The organism is Pseudohongiella sp., assembly GCF_011050365.1.
In the GTDB taxonomy this organism is placed as follows: Bacteria; Pseudomonadota; Gammaproteobacteria; order Pseudomonadales; family Pseudohongiellaceae; genus Pseudohongiella.
Genome location: NZ_DRFV01000008.1, coordinates 252,086 through 268,832, shown reverse-complemented (window position 1 = coordinate 268,832; position 16,747 = coordinate 252,086). Strand labels below are relative to the sequence as shown.

Sequence of the window (16,747 nt, the reverse complement as noted above, 5' to 3'; positions counted from 1 at the left end):
CGGTAAATCACTGACAAAAGCCAGGAGTACTGCCCGTGTCACGTCAATCCGTCGAAAACAGAGCCTTTATCATCGTTCTGGGACTGATCACCCTGGCCTTTCTGACCATACTGCAGCCGTTCTGGAGTTCCATTTTCTGGGCCTGTGTGATGGCGCTGCTGTTCTATCCCCTGCAAGGCAAACTGCGGCATAGACTCAATGGCAAGAATTCACTGTCAGCTTTGCTGACACTGCTTGCCGGCATTATTCTGGTGGTCATTCCGGTGACGATTATTGCCTTCGCGTTTGTCGCGGAAGGCGCTCAGCTTTACGACCTGATCGAAAGCCAGCAGATCGAACCCGCTCAATTCTTCGAGCGCATCGGCAGCGCGGTGCCCATCATCCCGGATGTGCTCGATCGCCTTGGCATCGACATGTCCAATGTGCGTTCATACCTGTCTGATTCCGCCATCACTCTGAGCCGCCTGTTATCGCAGGAAGCACTCAGCTTCGGACGCAATACCGTCAGCTTTACTGTCGGCCTGGCCCTGATGCTGTATCTGACGTTTTTCCTGCTCCGCGATGGCGACAAAATGATGGGCTGGCTGGGCGCCGCGGTGCCCCTCGAGGACGACCGCCGACAACTTCTGTTTCGCAAGTTCACCGAAGTGGTGCGCGCCACGGTCAAAGGCAATCTGGTGGTAGCAATGGTGCAGGGCGCACTGGGCGGGTTCATATTCTGGGCGCTGGGCATTACCGCCCCGGTACTGTGGGCAGTAGTCATGGCCTTTCTCTCGCTGGTGCCTGCGGTCGGCGCTGCCCTGGTGTGGGTGCCGGTAGCCATCTACCTGTTTGCCACCGGCAATGTCATGCAGGGCTCGATTCTGGTTGCTTACGGCGCCATCATCATCGGCCTGGCAGACAACGTACTGCGCCCCATTCTGGTGGGACGCGACACCAAACTGCCCGACTATATCGTGCTGTTTTCCACACTCGGCGGTATCAGTCTGCTGGGGATCAATGGCTTTGTTATCGGGCCTTTGATTGCCGCCCTGTTTATCAGCTTCTGGTCTACGTTCAGCCAGGACTTCAATCGCTGAGCGGCAACCGCGCTTTAGCTGCAAGCTGAAGCCGTGTGGGTTAGAATACCGGCTTTGCAACAGGACACACGGCAGGAGCATACCTTGAATAACCGCCAGATCGCATTTATCGGTGCCGGCAATATGGCCAATAGCCTGATTCGCGGGCTGTTGGCCAAAGGCGTTGCCGCCGACCATATCCACGCCAGCGATATCGACAGTGACAAGCTGCAGGCCCTGCAATCAGAGTGCGGTATCCGCACCGGAGACACCGCCAGCATTGCGGCTGTTGCTGACGTGATCATCGTTGCTGTCAAACCGCAGGTGATGGCCACCGTATGCACTGCCCTCAAGCCTTTGATCGCCAAAGCCGACTGCCTGATCATCTCCATCGCCGCCGGCATTCCGGTGTCATCCCTGGCGCAATGGCTGGGAGCTGAGCGGGCCATCGTGCGCTGCATGCCCAATACGCCGTCTCTGGTGGGCGAGGGTGCCACCGGACTGTTCGCCAATAACAATTGCAGCGCCGACCATAAAACACTGGCCGGCGACATCATGACTGCCGTCGGCATTGCCTGCTGGTTGCAGGCAGAAAAGGACATTGATACCGTGACCGCGCTGTCAGGCAGCGGCCCGGCGTACTACTTCCTGATGATGGAAGCCATGGAGAAAGCTGCAGTGGCCATGGGCCTGACGCCCGAAGTGGCACGCCAACTCAGTATTCAGACCGCACTGGGCGCCGGCAAACTGGCCGCCTCCAGTGATGTCGCGCCCGATGAACTGCGACGCAGGGTCACCTCACCGGGTGGCACCACAGAGCAGGCCCTGCTGTCATTTGCCAACCAGGGTTTTGAATCCACCGTAGCCAAAGCTATGCTCGCGGCGCAGCAACGTGCTGCCGAGCTGGCCAAATAATTCGACAGCAAGAGACCTCACTATGAACTCACTTGGCAGTATCGGCACCTTACTGATTACCACTCTGGGCTCGCTGTATTTGCTGGCAATCCTGTTGCGCTTTTTGCTGCAGTTGTCGCGCGCCGACTTTTACAACCCCATTACACAAATGATCGTGCGTGCCACCGACCCCGGCGTACAGATTTTCCGCAAATTTATTCCCGGCTTTCGCGGCATTGATTTCTCGTCGCTGGTATTCGCCATCCTGGTGCAGTGTGCCATGATCAGTGCGCTTATATTACTGGCCGGCATTTCCCTGCCTGGCCCCGGGCTGATCCTGACCTGGGCCCTGGTGGGGCTGTTGAGTTTTGTCCTGAATATCTATTTTTGGGGACTGCTTATCTCCATCGTTGCCAGCTTCATTGCTCCTTTCAGTGCGCACCCGGCACTGGTACTGGTGCGGCAACTGGTGGAGCCGATCATGGCGCCTTTCCGACGCCTGTTGCCTGCGATGGGGGGGCTGGATCTGTCGCCCATTTTTGTTTTCCTGAGTCTGCAGATTATACGAATCGTGCTGATTGCGCCGGTTAACGCCAACCCCGTGTTTGTCCCAGGTCTGTAATATGCCCGACGTCCTTCCGGAAAACTCCGTTGGCATCGTCACCCCCGAGCTTTACCGCTTCGAGGAACCACTGACGCTGCGCAGCGGCAAGGTGCTGAAGGCCTATGACCTGATCGTGGAGACCTACGGCACTCTGAACGCAGACCAGTCCAATGCCATTCTGATTTGTCATGCGCTGAGCGGTGATCACCACGCGGCCGGCTATCACAGCATGGACGACAAAAAACCCGGCTGGTGGGATGTGTGCATCGGGCCGGGAAAACCCATCGACACCAATCATTTTTTTGTAGTTTCCCTGAACAATCTCGGCGGCTGCGCCGGCAGCACCGGCCCGGCGTCAATCAACCCCGACACCGGCACCTGGTACGGCCCGGACTTCCCGGTAGTCACAGTGCGCGACTGGGTCAACAGTCAGGCGCGTCTGGCAGACCGACTGGGCATTCAACAGTGGGCCGCCGTCGTCGGCGGCAGTCTCGGCGGCATGCAGGTCATGCGCTGGTCCATCAGTTACCCCGAACGTGTGCGTCACGCCATCATGCTGGCGGTGGCGCCAAAATTGTCGGCGCAGAATATCGCCTTCAACGAGGTGGCGCGCCAGTCCATTACCGCCGACCCGGACTTTCACGCCGGCCGATACCGCGAGCATGAAGTACTGCCGAAAAAAGGCCTGATGCTGGCGCGTATGGTGGGGCATATCACTTATCTGTCCGACAGCGCCATGCGTGAGAAATTCGGCAAGGTGTCTGATGAGCTGAAGCAGGTATCACTGAACCTGGGGCGCGACCTGAGAGCCGGCAAGCTGAGCTTTGGCTTTGATGTCGACTTTCAGGTTGAGAGCTACCTGCATTATCAGGGAGAACGTTTCTCGGAAACGTTTGACGCCAACACCTATCTGCTGATGACCAAGGCGCTGGATTATTTTGACCCCACCGTCGATTATGACGGCGACCTTGGCAAAGCCTTTGCCAACAGCGACTGTCGGTTTCTGTTGATGTCGTTCAGCACGGACTGGCGCTTCCCACCCGAGCGTACCCGGGAGATCGTCACCGCGCTGCTGGCTGCCGGTAAACAGGTCAGTTACCTGGAGATCGAAGCCGACCAGGGCCACGACGCTTTTCTGTTGCCGGTGCCACGTTACATGGAAGCGCTGACCACCTACCTGACTGTTGTCAAAGACGAGGTGAGTGCCTGATGCGAGCAGATCTGGATATTATTCGTAACTGGATTGCACCGGGCAGCCGGGTGCTTGACCTGGGCTGCGGTGACGGCAGTCTGCTGCGTTATCTGCAGGACAACCTGCAAACGGTCGGCACCGGACTGGAAATCGATGAGACCAGAATCAATGCCTGCCTGGCCAAAGGTATCAGCGTTATTCAACAGGACCTTAACCAGGGACTGCAAAATTTTGAGTCACAGAGCTTTGATACCGTGCTGTTGACGCAGACCTTGCAGGCGGTACATTTCCCTGAACTGCTGGTCGAGGAAATGCTGCGCATTGGCAAGAACTGCATTGTGACCTTCCCCAACTTTGGCAACTGGCGCGCTCGTATGCACCTGGCTATCAAGGGTCGCATGCCGGTATCGGAATATATTCCGTACGAGTGGTACAACACACCGAACATACACTTTTGTACCGTGCGGGATTTTGACGTCTTTTGCCATGACAAGAACATCGACGTCATTACCCGCACTGTGGTGGATTACAAACATCGCGACAGTTGGTTTATCCGGGCAGCACCGAACCTGCTCAGTGAAATCGCCATTTACCATTTCTCGCGCGCGCCTGCGCCGTAAACCGGACCAACCATGAGCAAAAGAATCGTTCTGGCCTCGGGTAATGCAGGTAAGCTTCGCGAACTGCAACAACTGTTGCAGCCGCTTCATGTTGAGCTGGTGACACAGCAATCGCTGGGCATTGGCGATGCCGACGAAACAGGTCTCACATTTATCGAGAATGCCATTCTGAAAGCGCGGCATGCCAGTGATGCCAGCAGCCTGCCGGCATTGGCTGATGACTCCGGGCTGTCCGTCGATGCACTGGGTGGCGCCCCCGGCATCTATTCAGCACGCTTCGCCGATATGACCGGCGATTGCCCTGCCGACGCTGATCGTGGCACGCGCGACGCCGCCAATAACCGGAAGCTGCTGGGCCTGCTTGAAGGTCTGCCGGAAGACAAACGCAGCGCTCAGTTTCATTGCGTGCTGGTATATCTGCGTCATGCTGCCGACCCCACGCCAATTGTTTGTCATGGCGTGTGGCATGGCCGGATTCTGCCGGCCCCGACAGGTGAGGGCGGCTTTGGTTATGACCCGCTGTTCCATGTGCCATCGATGGCGTGCAGCTCCGCACAACTGAGTGCTGAACAGAAGAACGCGATCAGCCATCGCGCCATCGCCATGCAATCGCTGATTCAGCAACTGCAGACACACCTGTGAGTAATGCAACAGAGGACAGAACCACGCTCACGCTGGAACTTCCGCCACTCAGTCTTTACGTTCATGTCCCCTGGTGTGTGCGCAAGTGTCCGTACTGCGATTTCAACTCCCACGAACAAAAAGGCGAACTGCCCGAAGATGATTATGTTGACGCACTGCTAGATGACTTTCGCCACGACCTGTCCTATGTACAAAAACGTGCCATCAGCACCATTTTCATCGGTGGTGGCACACCCAGCCTGTTGTCCGCGGCGGCGTACGATCGATTATTAAACGGGCTGCAAAAAATGGCAGCATTTTCCAGCGACATCGAAATCACGCTGGAAGCCAACCCGGGTACTGCCGAACGTGGCAAGTTCGCTGACTATCACAGTGCCGGCATCAACCGCCTGTCGCTGGGCATTCAGAGCTTTGATCCGCAACAATTGCAGCAGCTGGGCCGTATACACGATGAGCACGACGCCGAACGCGCGATTGAATACGCCCACAAGGCAGGTTTCAACCGGCTCAATCTGGACATCATGTATGGCCTGCAGGCACAGTCAGCAGACTCAGCCATGAAGGATCTGCAACGGGCCATCGATGCCGAACCCGAACATATTTCCTGGTATCAACTGACAATCGAGCCGAACACGGTGTTCTTCAAACATCCACCACCGCTGCCGCCCGAAGACACACTGATTGACATTCAGGACAGCGGTCTGACGCTGCTGGCGGATCATGGCTTTACCCGCTACGAAGTGTCGGCCTTCGCCAGGGCCGGCGGCCAGGCCCGCCACAATCTTAACTACTGGCGCTTCGGTGATTACCTGGGCATCGGCGCCGGCGCTCATGGCAAAATCACCCAGCGCTCACGGCAGCGCATTTTGCGCATGCACAAACGCCGCCAACCCGGGCACTATCTGCAGGCGGCGGCGGTGGCAAAAAAACAGGCGCTAAACCAGAGCGCCGGCAATCTGCTCAATCGTTACCCCTACCTGGCTGATGCCGGCCCTATCGAAACCGATCAGCTGCCCCTGGAGTTCCTGCTCAATGCCCTGCGTTTGCGCGAAGGGTTTACCCGGCGTCAGTTCGAACAGCGTACCGGGCTACCTTTCAGCCTGATCGCAAAGCAGGTAGAATCCTTGCATCAGCGCCAGTTATTTCGGATTGACGGCGATCGCATCAGCACCACGGATACCGGTTACCAGTTTCTCAATTCCGTACTGGAAGCATTCGTTTAGAACCTAACGAGGTGGCCCATGAGCACTACCCTCGCCCAACAACACTGCCAGCCTTGTGTCATTGGCACCCGGCCATTATCCTCTGACGAGGTCGAGCGCGTGTTGCCGTCCATAGGGCGGTGGAAGAAAGTGCAGGTGGATGGCGTAGAGCGCATTCAGCGTGACTATCATTTCAGGGATTTTCGCGAAGCGTTTACTTTCGCTTACAAAATCGCCGCGCTGGCCGAACGCGAGAATCACTATCCCGGTCTGACCGTAGAGTGGGGAATGACCCGTGTGTGCTGGTGGACCGACAAGGTTAATGGCCTGCACATGAACGATTTTATTATGGCAGCAAAAACCGATGCGCTGATCACGCGCACGGACTGAGGCAATCATGGCAATCAAAGCCCGTTCGCTGATGCAACATATGGATGCGGTGCTACGCTTACCCAGCATCAGTTCAACCAATAGCAGCATCGACATGAGCAATATGCCGGTGATCAACTACCTCGCAGAACAGTTCACCGCGCTGGGGTTCCAGTGTGAAATCATGCCTTGTGAATCCAGCAGCGAGCAGGGCAAAGCCAACCTGATTGCGACTCTGGGCAGTGGTCCCGGCGGTCTGGTGCTGGCCGGTCATACCGATACCGTGCCCATGGATGAAGCGCTGTGGTCGGTCAATCCGCTGCAGATGACCGAGAAAGACAATCGTATCTATGGCCTGGGCAGCACTGATATGAAAGGCTTTTTTGCGCTGATTCTGGAAGCTGTGCGCAATTTTGTCGATACGCCCATGCAGCAGCCATTGATTGTACTGGCGACGTCCGACGAAGAAACCTCCATGTTCGGCGCCCGCAAACTGGCCGAGCTGGGGCGCCCCAAAGCCCGTTATGCCGTTATCGGCGAACCCACTGGCATGAAGCCGGTGCATGCACACAAAGGGGTGATGATGGAGTCCATTCGCCTGCAGGGTCGTAGCGGGCATTCATCGGACCCCAGTCTGGGCATCAATGCCATGGAAGCCATGCATGATGTGATCGGCGAGCTACTCCGGTTTCGCGCCGAGCTGCAGGAAAAATACCGCAATCCGCTGTTTGCCATTGAACTGCCCACCATGAACCTGGGCTGCATTCACGGTGGCGACAATCCCAATCGGATCTGTGGTCAGTGCGAGCTGGAGTTTGATATCCGCCTGCTGCCCGGCATGGAAGTCGAAGTCATGCGCAGCATGATTGACGAGCGCCTGCGGCCGCTGGCCAAGCGCTGGCAGGTCGGTTTTGAACTGATTCCGCTGTTCCCCGGTGCGCCGGCGTTTCTGTGTCCGGCGGAGAGCGACCTGGTCAAAACAGCGGAACGCCTGACCGGGCATAGCGCCGGCACAGTTGCCTTTGGCACCGAAGCACCCTGGCTACAGCGAATTGGCATGGACACCATCGTGCTGGGACCGGGAGACATCGAACAGGCGCATCAGCCGGACGAATATCTGGGGCTGGACCGCATCCAACCCTGTGTGGACCTGCTGCGAGAGTTGATCACTCACTATTGTGTCAAAGGCAACGCCACCGCGAGATAAAATCGCGTTACAATCATTGATCTGGCAACAACAGACACTGATACCGCAGGGAATCGCCCGGCAGGATAACAAGGCATGGAAAATCTGGCGCAGTACATCGACTGGTTCCGACACTCATCGAGTTACATCAACGCACACCGGAAAAAGGTGTTTGTGGTATTGCTGACCGGTGAAGCGATCGCGCATGACAACTTCAGTAATATTGTGCATGACATCACCTTGCTGCACAGTCTGGGCGTCAAGCTGGTGCTGGTCCACGGCGCCCGCCCGCAAATCAACCAGGCACTGGATCAGGCTGGTCTTGAGCTACGCTATCACAATGCCTTGCGCGTCACTGACGCTGAAGGGCTGCACGCGATCAAGCACGTGGTCGGCGGCATGTCGATTGATATGGAAGCCCAGTTTTCCATGGGGCTGGCCAACTCACCCATGCATGGTGCCGACATCAAGGTCAGTCGCGGCAATTTCATCACCGCCCGGCCACTGGGGATTATTGATGGTGTGGACTTTTCCCTGACCGGCGTTGTCCGCAAAGTCAATGCAACCGCCATACAACAGCACCTGGACAAGAACAATATTGTGCTGCTGTCCAACCTCGGTTACTCGCCCACCGGCGAAGTGTTCAATCTGTCAGCCGAGGAAGTGGCAACCGAAGTTGCGATCGCCATGCGCGCCGATAAGCTGATTCTGTTTGGTCCACAGCGTGGCGTCATGGATGCGCAGAATAATCTGGTCAGCACGTTGAGCCCGGTAGCCGCTGCGTCGCTACTGGACAGCATCGACGACAACAACGAACAGGCCCGGAACGGCGTGCGCGAATCATTGGCAGCAGCCATCAAGGCCAGTGGCAAAACCGTGCATCGCTGCCACCTGATCAATTATGCCGACAACGGCGCGCTGATTGAGGAGCTGTTCACTCGCGACGGCAATGGCACACTGGTATCACGCGACAACTTCGAACTGCTGCGACAGGCTGTGATTGACGATGTCGGTGGCATACTGGAGCTGATCGCGCCACTGGAAGCGGCGGGTGTGCTGGTACACCGGTCACGCGAACTGCTGGAAGCTGAAATCGATTACTTCAAGGTGATCGAAATGGAAGACACCATCATCGCCTGTGCGGCCATTTATCCGCTGGACGAAGACAGTGGCGAAATCGCCTGCATTGCCATTCATAAGGATTACCAGGAAACCGGTCGCGGCGATCATCTGTTGCGCGCGCTGGAGAAGGAAGCACGCAAGCAGGGCATGACCAAAGTGATTGTGTTGACCACCCAGACCGCTCACTGGTTTCTGGAACGAGGTTTCACGCCTATAGAAATTGCTAATCTGCCTATCAAAAAGCAGGAAATGTACAATTATCAGCGCAACTCCAAGGCTTTCCGCAAAATACTGGGCTAAAAGGCCTTTATGCCGAAACCGCGGGTAACGGCTTAACGCTCCAGCACTACAAAGCTGTAGTCGTAGGGATTGGTATCCGACGCGCTGAAGTCCTCGCGACCCAACTCATGCCAGGCTGCCAGTTCAAACTCGGGAAACGTCACGTCGCCTTCAACATCGGCATGCACCTGCGTCATGTACAGACGATCAGCCATCGGCAGTGCCATTTCATAGATCTGCGCACCACCCATAACTACGGCCTCGTCACCACCATCGATGGTGGTGACGTGCTCCGCCAACGTGATGGCCGCTTCCAGTGACTGTACAACCTTGACCCCGTCGGCAGTGAATTCGGGGTCACGGCTGATGACGATATTGGTTCGGCCCGGCAATGGCCGGCCAATAGACTCCCAGGTTTTGCGCCCCATGATGATGGGCTTACCCATGGTGACCTGTTTGAAATATCGCAGGTCTTCGGGCAAATACCAGGGCAGGGCATTGTTGCGGCCAATCACTCTGTTACGGGCCATGGCCCAGATTAACGCCAGTCTCATAATGTTTCCTGATTGATAAGCTATACCGCAATCGGCGCCGGTATACTGGGATGTGCCTGGTAACCCACTATTTCGAAATCGTCGAATTTGTAGTCGAATATGCTGTCCGGACGACGCCTGAATTCCAGCTGCGGCAGTGGCAACGGCTCACGCGTCAACTGCAATCGGGCCTGCTCCAGGTGGTTGCTGTACAGGTGTGTGTCACCTCCGGTCCAGATAAAATCACCCACGTCCAGATCACATTGTTGCGCAACCATATGTGTCAACAAAGCATACGACGCTATATTGAACGGTACCCCTAAAAAGGTGTCGGCGGAGCGTTGATATAATTGACAGGAAAGCTTGCCATTGGCGACATAAAACTGGAACAGTGAATGACAGGGTGGCAGCGCCATCTCATCGACGTAAGCCGGGTTGTAGGCCACCACCATCAACCGTCGGGAGTCCGGACTGGTTTTTATCTGGTCTATCAACTTGCTGATCTGGTCGACGGATTGACCATCTTGCGCTGGCCAGGAGCGCCACTGGAAACCATAAACCGGCCCCAGGTCGCCGTTCTCATCGGCCCACTCATCCCAGATCGATACACCATTGTCTTTCAGGTATTTGATATTGGTATCGCCGCTGAGAAACCATAAAAGCTCATGGATTATGGAACGCAGATGTAATTTTTTGGTGGTCAGCAGGGGAAAACCATCCTGCAGATTGAAGCGCATCTGATGGCCAAACACCGACACGGTACCTGTGCCGGTGCGGTCAGTTTTGACAGCGCCCTCATCAAGAATACGTTGCAGCAAGTCCTGGAACTGTTTCATGCTTTTCCTCTTTTATGCCTGCGCGGGCTTGCGGTATGCCACGACCAGCAAAACAACACCTGCGATGATCATCGGCACCGACAATATCTGGCCCATGGTCAACCAGTCCAGCGCAACAAAGCCGAGCCATGAATCGGGCTCACGGTAGAATTCAACAAAGAAACGCTGAACGCCGTAGCCGACGGCAAATAAGCCGGACACCGCGTAGCGCGGACGTGGTTTTGACGAGAACCACCACATCAGTGCGAACAGTACCACGCCTTCCAGTACGGCCTGATACAGTTGCGAAGCGTGACGTGCCACCTGATCGACATGCGGGAACACCATACCCCAGGGCACATCGGTCGGACGCCCCCAAAGCTCCCCGCCAATGAAATTGCCAAGTCTGCCGACACCCAGACCAAATGGCGCCAGCGGTGCGATAAAATCGAGCACATCAAAATAGTTTTTATTGATGCGGCGAGAGTAAAAATAGAACGCCAGCATCACGCCAAGAAATCCACCGTGGAATGACATACCGCCTTCCCACACCCGCAACAACCACAAGGGATCAGCCAGAAAACGATCAAAATTGTAAAACATCACCGAGCCAAACCGGCCGCCCAACACCGCACCTAACGCCCCATAAAACACCAGATCTGCCAGTTGTTCATCGGTGAATCTGAATTTCTCAAAGGCGGGCCCGCCTGTCGACGCGCGTCGGGCACGAAGACGGGCAAGGTACCAGGCACCGGTAAACGCCACGATATACATGATGCCGTACCAGTGCACCGTCAAGGGTCCCAGAGAGAACGCAACGGGATCAATATCGGGGTATGTCAGCATCAATCTTCCTCAGAGTCAGTTGGTGCGCGATGAGCGCAGCAGTCGGTCGACACCGGCGTTATACAGCGCCAGATCAACACAGCTGCGGATACTTTCGGCGTCACTCATCTGCATCACATCGTGCAGCAGAGTTTTGGCCGTGCTCAGTGTTATGGCACGAATCACTGCTTTGACTTTCAGCAGGGTGGAGGCGTTCATCGACAGCGTATCAAAGCCCATGGCCATCAACAGAATGGCGGCACCCGGGTCGCCGGCCATTTCGCCACAGATACTGACCGGACGGTTCTCCGCATGCGCGGCCGTTACCACATGTTGAAGGGCGTTCAACACCGCAGGATGGAAAGCAGAGTACAGATCAGCGACCCGCGGGTTGTTGCGGTCGACTGCCAGCAGATACTGGGTCAGGTCGTTGCTGCCCACGGACACAAAGTCGACGATCTGGCACAGGGCACGGGTCAGATAAACTGCCGCCGGCAATTCGATCATGACACCGATCGGTGGCATCTTTACGTCGAGGCCTTCTTCCTGCAGCTCACGCAGGGCGCGCTTGATAATCTGGGTGGCGCTGGTGACTTCCTGCAGATTGGACACCATCGGCAACATGATCTGCAGGTTGTCGAGGCCCTCACTGGCGCGGATCATGGCCCGTGTCTGCGCGATAAAAATCTCCGGATGGTCGAGCGTCACGCGGATGCCGCGCCAGCCCAGAAAGGGGTTGGCTTCTTCGATCGGGAAATATGGCAATGATTTGTCACCACCGATATCCAGCGTGCGCATGGTCACCGGTTTGGGTGCGAATGCCTGTAACTGCTCGCGATAAATGTCAGCCTGCTCCTGCTCGCTGGGGAAGCGCTCACTGAGCAGAAACGGTACTTCGGTACGGAACAGCCCGATACCTTCAGCGCCGTGATCCAGCGAGCGCACGACGTCGGTCATCAAACCGGTGTTCACCCACAGGCTGACGCGGTGATGATCCGGCGTGATACACGGCAAATCAATCAGTGCTTCCAGACCACGAACAAACTGTTCTTCCTCTTTCAGCACTTCGCCGTAACGCGCCAGTGTTGCTTCCGATGGGCTGGTCAACACCGTGCCGTTGTAACCATCGACAATCAGCGGACGGCCGTCAAGTTTTCGGTACGGCAGGTCCACCGCGCCCATCACCGTCGGTATGCCCATGGTGCGCGCCAGAATCGCTACGTGTGAGTTACCTGACCCTTTGACGGATATCATACCCACCAGTTTATCCCGGGGTACTTCCATCAACATCGATGGCGTCAGCTCTTCGCCGACCAGAATGGTATTCTCGGGGTATTCCCGCTGCTTGGTGTTTTCGGTTTCCTGCAGGTAAGCCAGTACCCGGCTGCACAGATCCTTGATGTCAGCTGCACGTTCGCGCAGGTATGGATCCTTCATCTGTTCAAAGGATTTAACATGGTCGGTGGCCACATCGGCCAGCGATCCCTGGGCCCAGTTACCCTGACGGATCAGGTCATTGACTTCGCGGCCCAGCGCATCGTCATCAAGCATGCGCAGATACACATCGAACAGCTCGCGCTCTTCCGGTCGCAACTGCTGTCCGACACTCGCGCTCAGCGCGCGGATATCATCACGCACCGCTGATAACGCGATGGCGAACGCACTCAGTTCGGCGTCGATGTCATCAATCTGCCGGCTCGGAATAATGCTCAGATCGGCATGCGGAAACACCACCACGGCGTGCCCGATGGCGACACCTGACGCGCCGGAGATTCCGGAAAAACTGCTGTCGGCACGACGCTGGCCGGACGGGCTCACGCCCTGAATCGCGCCGGTGGCCTCGGCAGCGGCGATGACCCCGGCCAGCTGCGCCGACAGGGTAATCAGGAAAGCTTCTTCACCGGCATCAAAGGAACGCTTCTCCCGGTGCTGCACTACCAGCACGCCAAGAACTTTGCGGTGGTGAATAATGGGCACACCCAGGAAGGAGCTAAAGGCTTCCTCGCCGGTTTCCGACAGGTAGTGATAATTGGGGTGCGACTGCGCATCTTCCAGATTAACCGGCTCGGCATTGCGCGCCACCAGGCCGACCAGGCCTTCGTCGAGCTGCAGACTGACATGGCCAACCGATTCCTTGCGCAGACCTTCGGATGCCATCAGCACGTGGCTGCCAATATCGCTGTCCAGCAGGTATACGGAGCACACCTGTGTGGCCATGGCCTCGCGCACGCTCGAGACAATGACGTCGAGCGCGGACTGTAGGTCCCGGGCGGAATTCACCGCCTGAACTATGTCTCGCAATCTATCAAGCATATGGGGCTGTCTGTCAGCGTCTCACGAGTTAATGAACCGGTTCAGGGGCTTGACCAGCTGTTTGAGTGCCTGGCGATAAACTTCTCTTTTAAACTCAATCACCTGGCTCAGCGGGTACCAGAAACTGACCCACTGCCAGTCATCAAACTCCGGCGTCATGTTCTGACTGGACAGACAGATACGCGATTCATCTCCTCGCAATCCGAGCAAAAACCATTTCTGTTTTTGTCCGATACACACCGGATTGGAATTCTGCCGGATGTAGTGTCGCGGTAACTGGTAGTACAACCAATCCCGTGTGCTGGAGAGTATTTCCACGTCCCTGGCTTCAAGCCCGACTTCTTCTTTTAATTCCCTGTACATCGCCTGCTGCAAGCGTTCACCCTGGCGAATACCACCCTGAGGAAACTGCCAGGCATCCTGACCAATACGCTTGGCCCATAACACCTGCCCTCTGGCATTACAGATGATGATACCGACATTGGGTCTGAAGCCTTCAGCATCAATCATGTTGGTATCTCATTGCTTCCCGTTTACGCAGTGATAGAACAGTTGCTCAGTGACGAATTTGTTGCGCGATGCCCACTCTGCATTGTTTCACAATTCCGCCCGGCAAAAAAGCGCCCGTCTCAGGTTATAATACCGGCCCGTTGACCCCACCCAAGCCAATTGCAGAGACTGACTTCATGACAAAACTGGCCATTTTTGATCTCGACAACACCCTGCTGGCAGGCGACAGCGATCACGCGTGGGGCGAATACCTGTGCCACGCTGAACTGGTGGATGCCGACGCGCACCGACGCCGCAATGATGCGTTCTACCAGCAATACAAACAGGGTGTGCTCGATATGAACGAATATTGCGAATTTGCCATTGCGCCGGTGGCAGGTCTGCCCGCTGCCCGCCTGGCCGAGTTGCACGCCCTGTTCATGCGCCAGTTCATCGAACCCATGCTGCAGGACAGCGCACAGAAACTGATCAACGAGCACAAGGCAGCGGGCGACATTTGCCTGATTGTCACCGCAACCAACCGTTTTATCACCGCGCCGATCGCAGAGAGACTTGGCATAACACATCTGATTGCCACCGATCTGGCCCAGGTGGCCGGCGTTCTGACGGGGAAAATCGATGGCAAGCCCTGCTTTCAGGCGGGCAAGATCGGCAAACTCGAATCCTGGCTGCGCAAGCAGGAAGATCCCTCGTTATCCATGCAGAACGCGGTGTTTTACAGCGATTCGTTTAACGATATTCCATTGCTGGAAGCGGTGGGCGAAGCGGTGGCCGTGGATCCCGATGACAAGCTACGCCAGCATGCCAGCGATCGGGGCTGGCGCATCATCAGTCTGCGATCAGGCTGATATCCACGATCAGGTCATCGGCCAGGCGCTCCAGTTCCGCGCGTAGCGCTTCGATATCGAGATCTGCCGGAATGTGGAGCACCGCTTCTGCGCGAAACAGCACATCTGATGACATCGGTGCCGGCACACATTCAGTGTCCAGATCATCGACGTTCACGTGTTGACGCGCCAGGGCACCGGAAATATCACGGATGATGCCCGGCCGGTCGTTGCCAACCAGGCTCAGGCGCAGAGCGCGCAGGGGTTTTTCCGGCTCTGCCTGCGCTGAGCGCTCAACAATCAGCTTTAAACGCGGCGACAGCGCATCCAGTGCAGACACCAGAGCCTCGGCTTTGTCTTCGTCAACACTGACACGCAGAATGCCGGCAAACTTGCCCGCCAGCCGTGACATGTTACTTTCCAGCCAGTTGCCCTGATGCTGCGCCACAATCTGCGCCAGTGACTCCACCAGCCCGGGTTGGTCGTTGCCGATCAGCGTCAGCACCAGATACGTTTTCATAGACAAACACTCACTTCAGTTTAATCGGACGTCAGGGTAAATCGCTTCAGGCGCCTATCATGACCCGGCGCGGGAACTGACCGAACTCTTCCCAGTAACTGACCCGCTCCGGCAAATCCTCGGTTACGGCCTGGGTACTGCCTTCAATATCCGTGACCCGCGACACAATAGTGTGCTCACCCGGTGTTGCACCCTGCCAGTCAAAATGGAAAGGTTTCCAGCTGTAGGTGGACGCCTGCGGATCAATGACAGCCTGCTGCCAGGCACCGCCATCAATGCTGATGTCGATGCTGCGCAAAGGAGTGCCATCGTTCAGCGCAAAACCGCTGATGCGGTGACTGTTGCCGCGCCTGGTCACCCGGGCGATAACCGATTTCAGATTCATGCGCGCTACCGAGTTCTCCACCCAGCGCTCCTGATCACCAACCATGTCCTTTTTCAGGGTGACATAATCCCGACCCATGAAACGTCCCATGTAGCGCGTGTCCTGCACATGGATCTGGGTCAGCCATTTGACATTGGCAACGCCATAGAAACCGGGTACCAGCAGCCGCACCGGGCGTCCGTGATGCACAGGCAAGGGCTGGCCATTCATCTCAAAGGCGATCATGTTGTCTTCACGCATGGCATCTTCCAGCGACAGGCTGCGGGCAAAGGCTTTGTCCACCGTGCGGCCACGGATTTCCTCTTGCCCGATATCACCACCGAAAAACACCACTTCGCGCCCGTCTTCCTGTACGCCAGCGCGTTCCAGCAATGCTTTCAGATTGATACCACGCCAGCGTGCGTTGCCCACCAGACCATGGTACATACGGTTGCCGTTACCACCGCACTCGAAACCGGCATCCAGGGTTTGATCGGGCAGGGCCATCAGCTCGTCAAGGGTAAAACTCAGCGGACGATCGACCAGCCCGGTGACTGTCAGACGATAGTTGTCGACATCCAGCTCCGGCTGACCATAGTGCTGGACAACGTAAAAGTCGTCGCTGTAAAAATTATTGATCTGGCGGGTATCAATGATATGCGTCATGCCTGGTCTGCGCGGGCCGGGATCGTAACCCTCGGGTACATCCAGAAACGGCATCAGCTCTTCTCCCTGGGCCAGTGCCATCCAGGGAAAACTGGCACCTGCAGCCATCACACCAGCGCCCAGACCTGCTTTCAACATGTTTCTGCGGCTCTCGCTCTCAATTGTCATAACCCCACCTTTTCTCGTTATTTTTAGTTTTTCCAAGC

Annotated in this window: 18 protein-coding genes; 11 read left to right on the top strand and 7 right to left on the bottom strand. The window is 56.5% G+C overall.

From position 1 onward, the window contains the following. The first annotated feature begins 35 nt into the window (after positions 1-35). The 10 genes from ENH71_RS07090 (at position 36) to argA (ending at position 9,189) form a co-directional block, all read left to right on the top strand. Positions 36-1,079 carry an AI-2E family transporter gene (locus ENH71_RS07090; protein WP_294131660.1) on the top strand — a complete coding sequence of 348 codons (1,044 nt, stop codon included), beginning with the start codon at positions 36-38 and terminating at the stop codon, positions 1,077-1,079. Positions 1,080-1,163: 84 nt separating this feature from the next. Next, the gene (proC, locus tag ENH71_RS07085) at positions 1,164-1,973 is read left to right on the top strand and encodes a pyrroline-5-carboxylate reductase (protein ID WP_294131659.1); all 810 of its coding nucleotides are present in this window, start codon (positions 1,164-1,166) and stop codon (positions 1,971-1,973) included. Between the two features lie 22 nt (positions 1,974-1,995). Beyond that, a complete protein-coding gene (locus tag ENH71_RS07080) occupies positions 1,996-2,574 on the top strand; it encodes a YggT family protein (RefSeq protein ID WP_294131656.1) in 579 nt (192 codons plus the stop codon). Position 2,575: 1 nt separating this feature from the next. Then, a complete protein-coding gene (gene metX, locus ENH71_RS07075) occupies positions 2,576-3,766 on the top strand; it encodes a homoserine O-succinyltransferase MetX (RefSeq protein WP_294131654.1) in 1,191 nt (396 codons plus the stop codon). After that, positions 3,766-4,368 (top strand): methionine biosynthesis protein MetW, encoded by a 603-nt coding sequence (metW, locus tag ENH71_RS07070; protein ID WP_294131652.1) that lies wholly within the window; start codon positions 3,766-3,768, stop codon positions 4,366-4,368. Before metX ends, metW begins: the two co-directional genes overlap by 1 nt. 12 nt (positions 4,369-4,380) lie before the next feature. Beyond that, positions 4,381-5,010 carry an RdgB/HAM1 family non-canonical purine NTP pyrophosphatase gene (gene rdgB, locus ENH71_RS07065; RefSeq protein WP_294131650.1) on the top strand — a complete coding sequence of 210 codons (630 nt, stop codon included), beginning with the start codon at positions 4,381-4,383 and terminating at the stop codon, positions 5,008-5,010. Next, positions 5,007-6,233, top strand: a complete 1,227-nt coding sequence (hemW, locus tag ENH71_RS07060; RefSeq protein ID WP_294131648.1) for a radical SAM family heme chaperone HemW — start codon at positions 5,007-5,009, stop codon at positions 6,231-6,233. The genes rdgB and hemW overlap by 4 nt, the downstream gene beginning before the upstream one ends. Positions 6,234-6,251: 18 nt before the next feature. Further along, complete coding sequence (locus ENH71_RS07055) at positions 6,252-6,602, top strand: 4a-hydroxytetrahydrobiopterin dehydratase (protein WP_294131646.1); 351 nt, start codon at positions 6,252-6,254, stop codon at positions 6,600-6,602. 7 nt (positions 6,603-6,609) lie between these two features. Continuing rightward, positions 6,610-7,788, top strand: coding sequence for an acetylornithine deacetylase (gene argE, locus ENH71_RS07050; RefSeq protein ID WP_294131644.1), 1,179 nt, complete (start codon positions 6,610-6,612; stop codon positions 7,786-7,788). 84 nt (positions 7,789-7,872) lie between these two features. After that, positions 7,873-9,189 (top strand): amino-acid N-acetyltransferase, encoded by a 1,317-nt coding sequence (gene argA, locus ENH71_RS07045; protein WP_317622366.1) that lies wholly within the window; start codon positions 7,873-7,875, stop codon positions 9,187-9,189. A gap of 32 nt (positions 9,190-9,221) precedes the next feature. On the opposite strand, the gene folA is transcribed toward argA, so the two are convergent. From folA to rppH, 5 genes are read right to left on the bottom strand one after another with little or no spacing between them, the layout of a single operon-like run. After that, positions 9,222-9,722 carry a type 3 dihydrofolate reductase gene (gene folA / locus ENH71_RS07040; RefSeq protein WP_294131641.1) on the bottom strand — a complete coding sequence of 167 codons (501 nt, stop codon included), beginning with the start codon at positions 9,720-9,722 and terminating at the stop codon, positions 9,222-9,224. A 20-nt stretch (positions 9,723-9,742) separates the two neighbouring features. Continuing rightward, positions 9,743-10,537, bottom strand: a complete 795-nt coding sequence (gene thyA, locus ENH71_RS07035) for a thymidylate synthase (RefSeq protein ID WP_294131638.1) — start codon at positions 10,535-10,537, stop codon at positions 9,743-9,745. Between the two features lie 12 nt (positions 10,538-10,549). Beyond that, positions 10,550-11,362, bottom strand: a complete 813-nt coding sequence (gene lgt / locus ENH71_RS07030) for a prolipoprotein diacylglyceryl transferase (protein WP_294131636.1) — start codon at positions 11,360-11,362, stop codon at positions 10,550-10,552. 15 nt (positions 11,363-11,377) lie between these two features. Beyond that, a complete protein-coding gene (gene ptsP / locus ENH71_RS07025; protein ID WP_294131634.1) occupies positions 11,378-13,654 on the bottom strand; it encodes a phosphoenolpyruvate--protein phosphotransferase in 2,277 nt (758 codons plus the stop codon). A 21-nt stretch (positions 13,655-13,675) separates the two neighbouring features. After that, on the bottom strand, positions 13,676-14,164 hold the full coding sequence (gene rppH / locus ENH71_RS07020; protein WP_294131630.1) for an RNA pyrophosphohydrolase: 489 nt from the start codon (positions 14,162-14,164) through the stop codon (positions 13,676-13,678). A 176-nt stretch (positions 14,165-14,340) separates the two neighbouring features. Between rppH and ENH71_RS07015 the strand changes: the two genes are divergently transcribed. After that, complete coding sequence (locus tag ENH71_RS07015; protein WP_294131628.1) at positions 14,341-15,012, top strand: histidinol-phosphatase; 672 nt, start codon at positions 14,341-14,343, stop codon at positions 15,010-15,012. Here the strand turns inward: ENH71_RS07015 and ENH71_RS07010 are convergent. Continuing rightward, entirely contained in the window at positions 14,993-15,511 is a 519-nt protein-coding gene (locus ENH71_RS07010) for a glycine cleavage system transcriptional repressor (RefSeq protein WP_294131626.1), read from the bottom strand. The genes ENH71_RS07015 and ENH71_RS07010 overlap by 20 nt on opposite strands. A gap of 46 nt (positions 15,512-15,557) precedes the next feature. Further along, entirely contained in the window at positions 15,558-16,709 is a 1,152-nt protein-coding gene (locus ENH71_RS07005) for a sulfite oxidase (protein WP_294131625.1), read from the bottom strand. Positions 16,710-16,747: the final 38 nt, after the last annotated feature.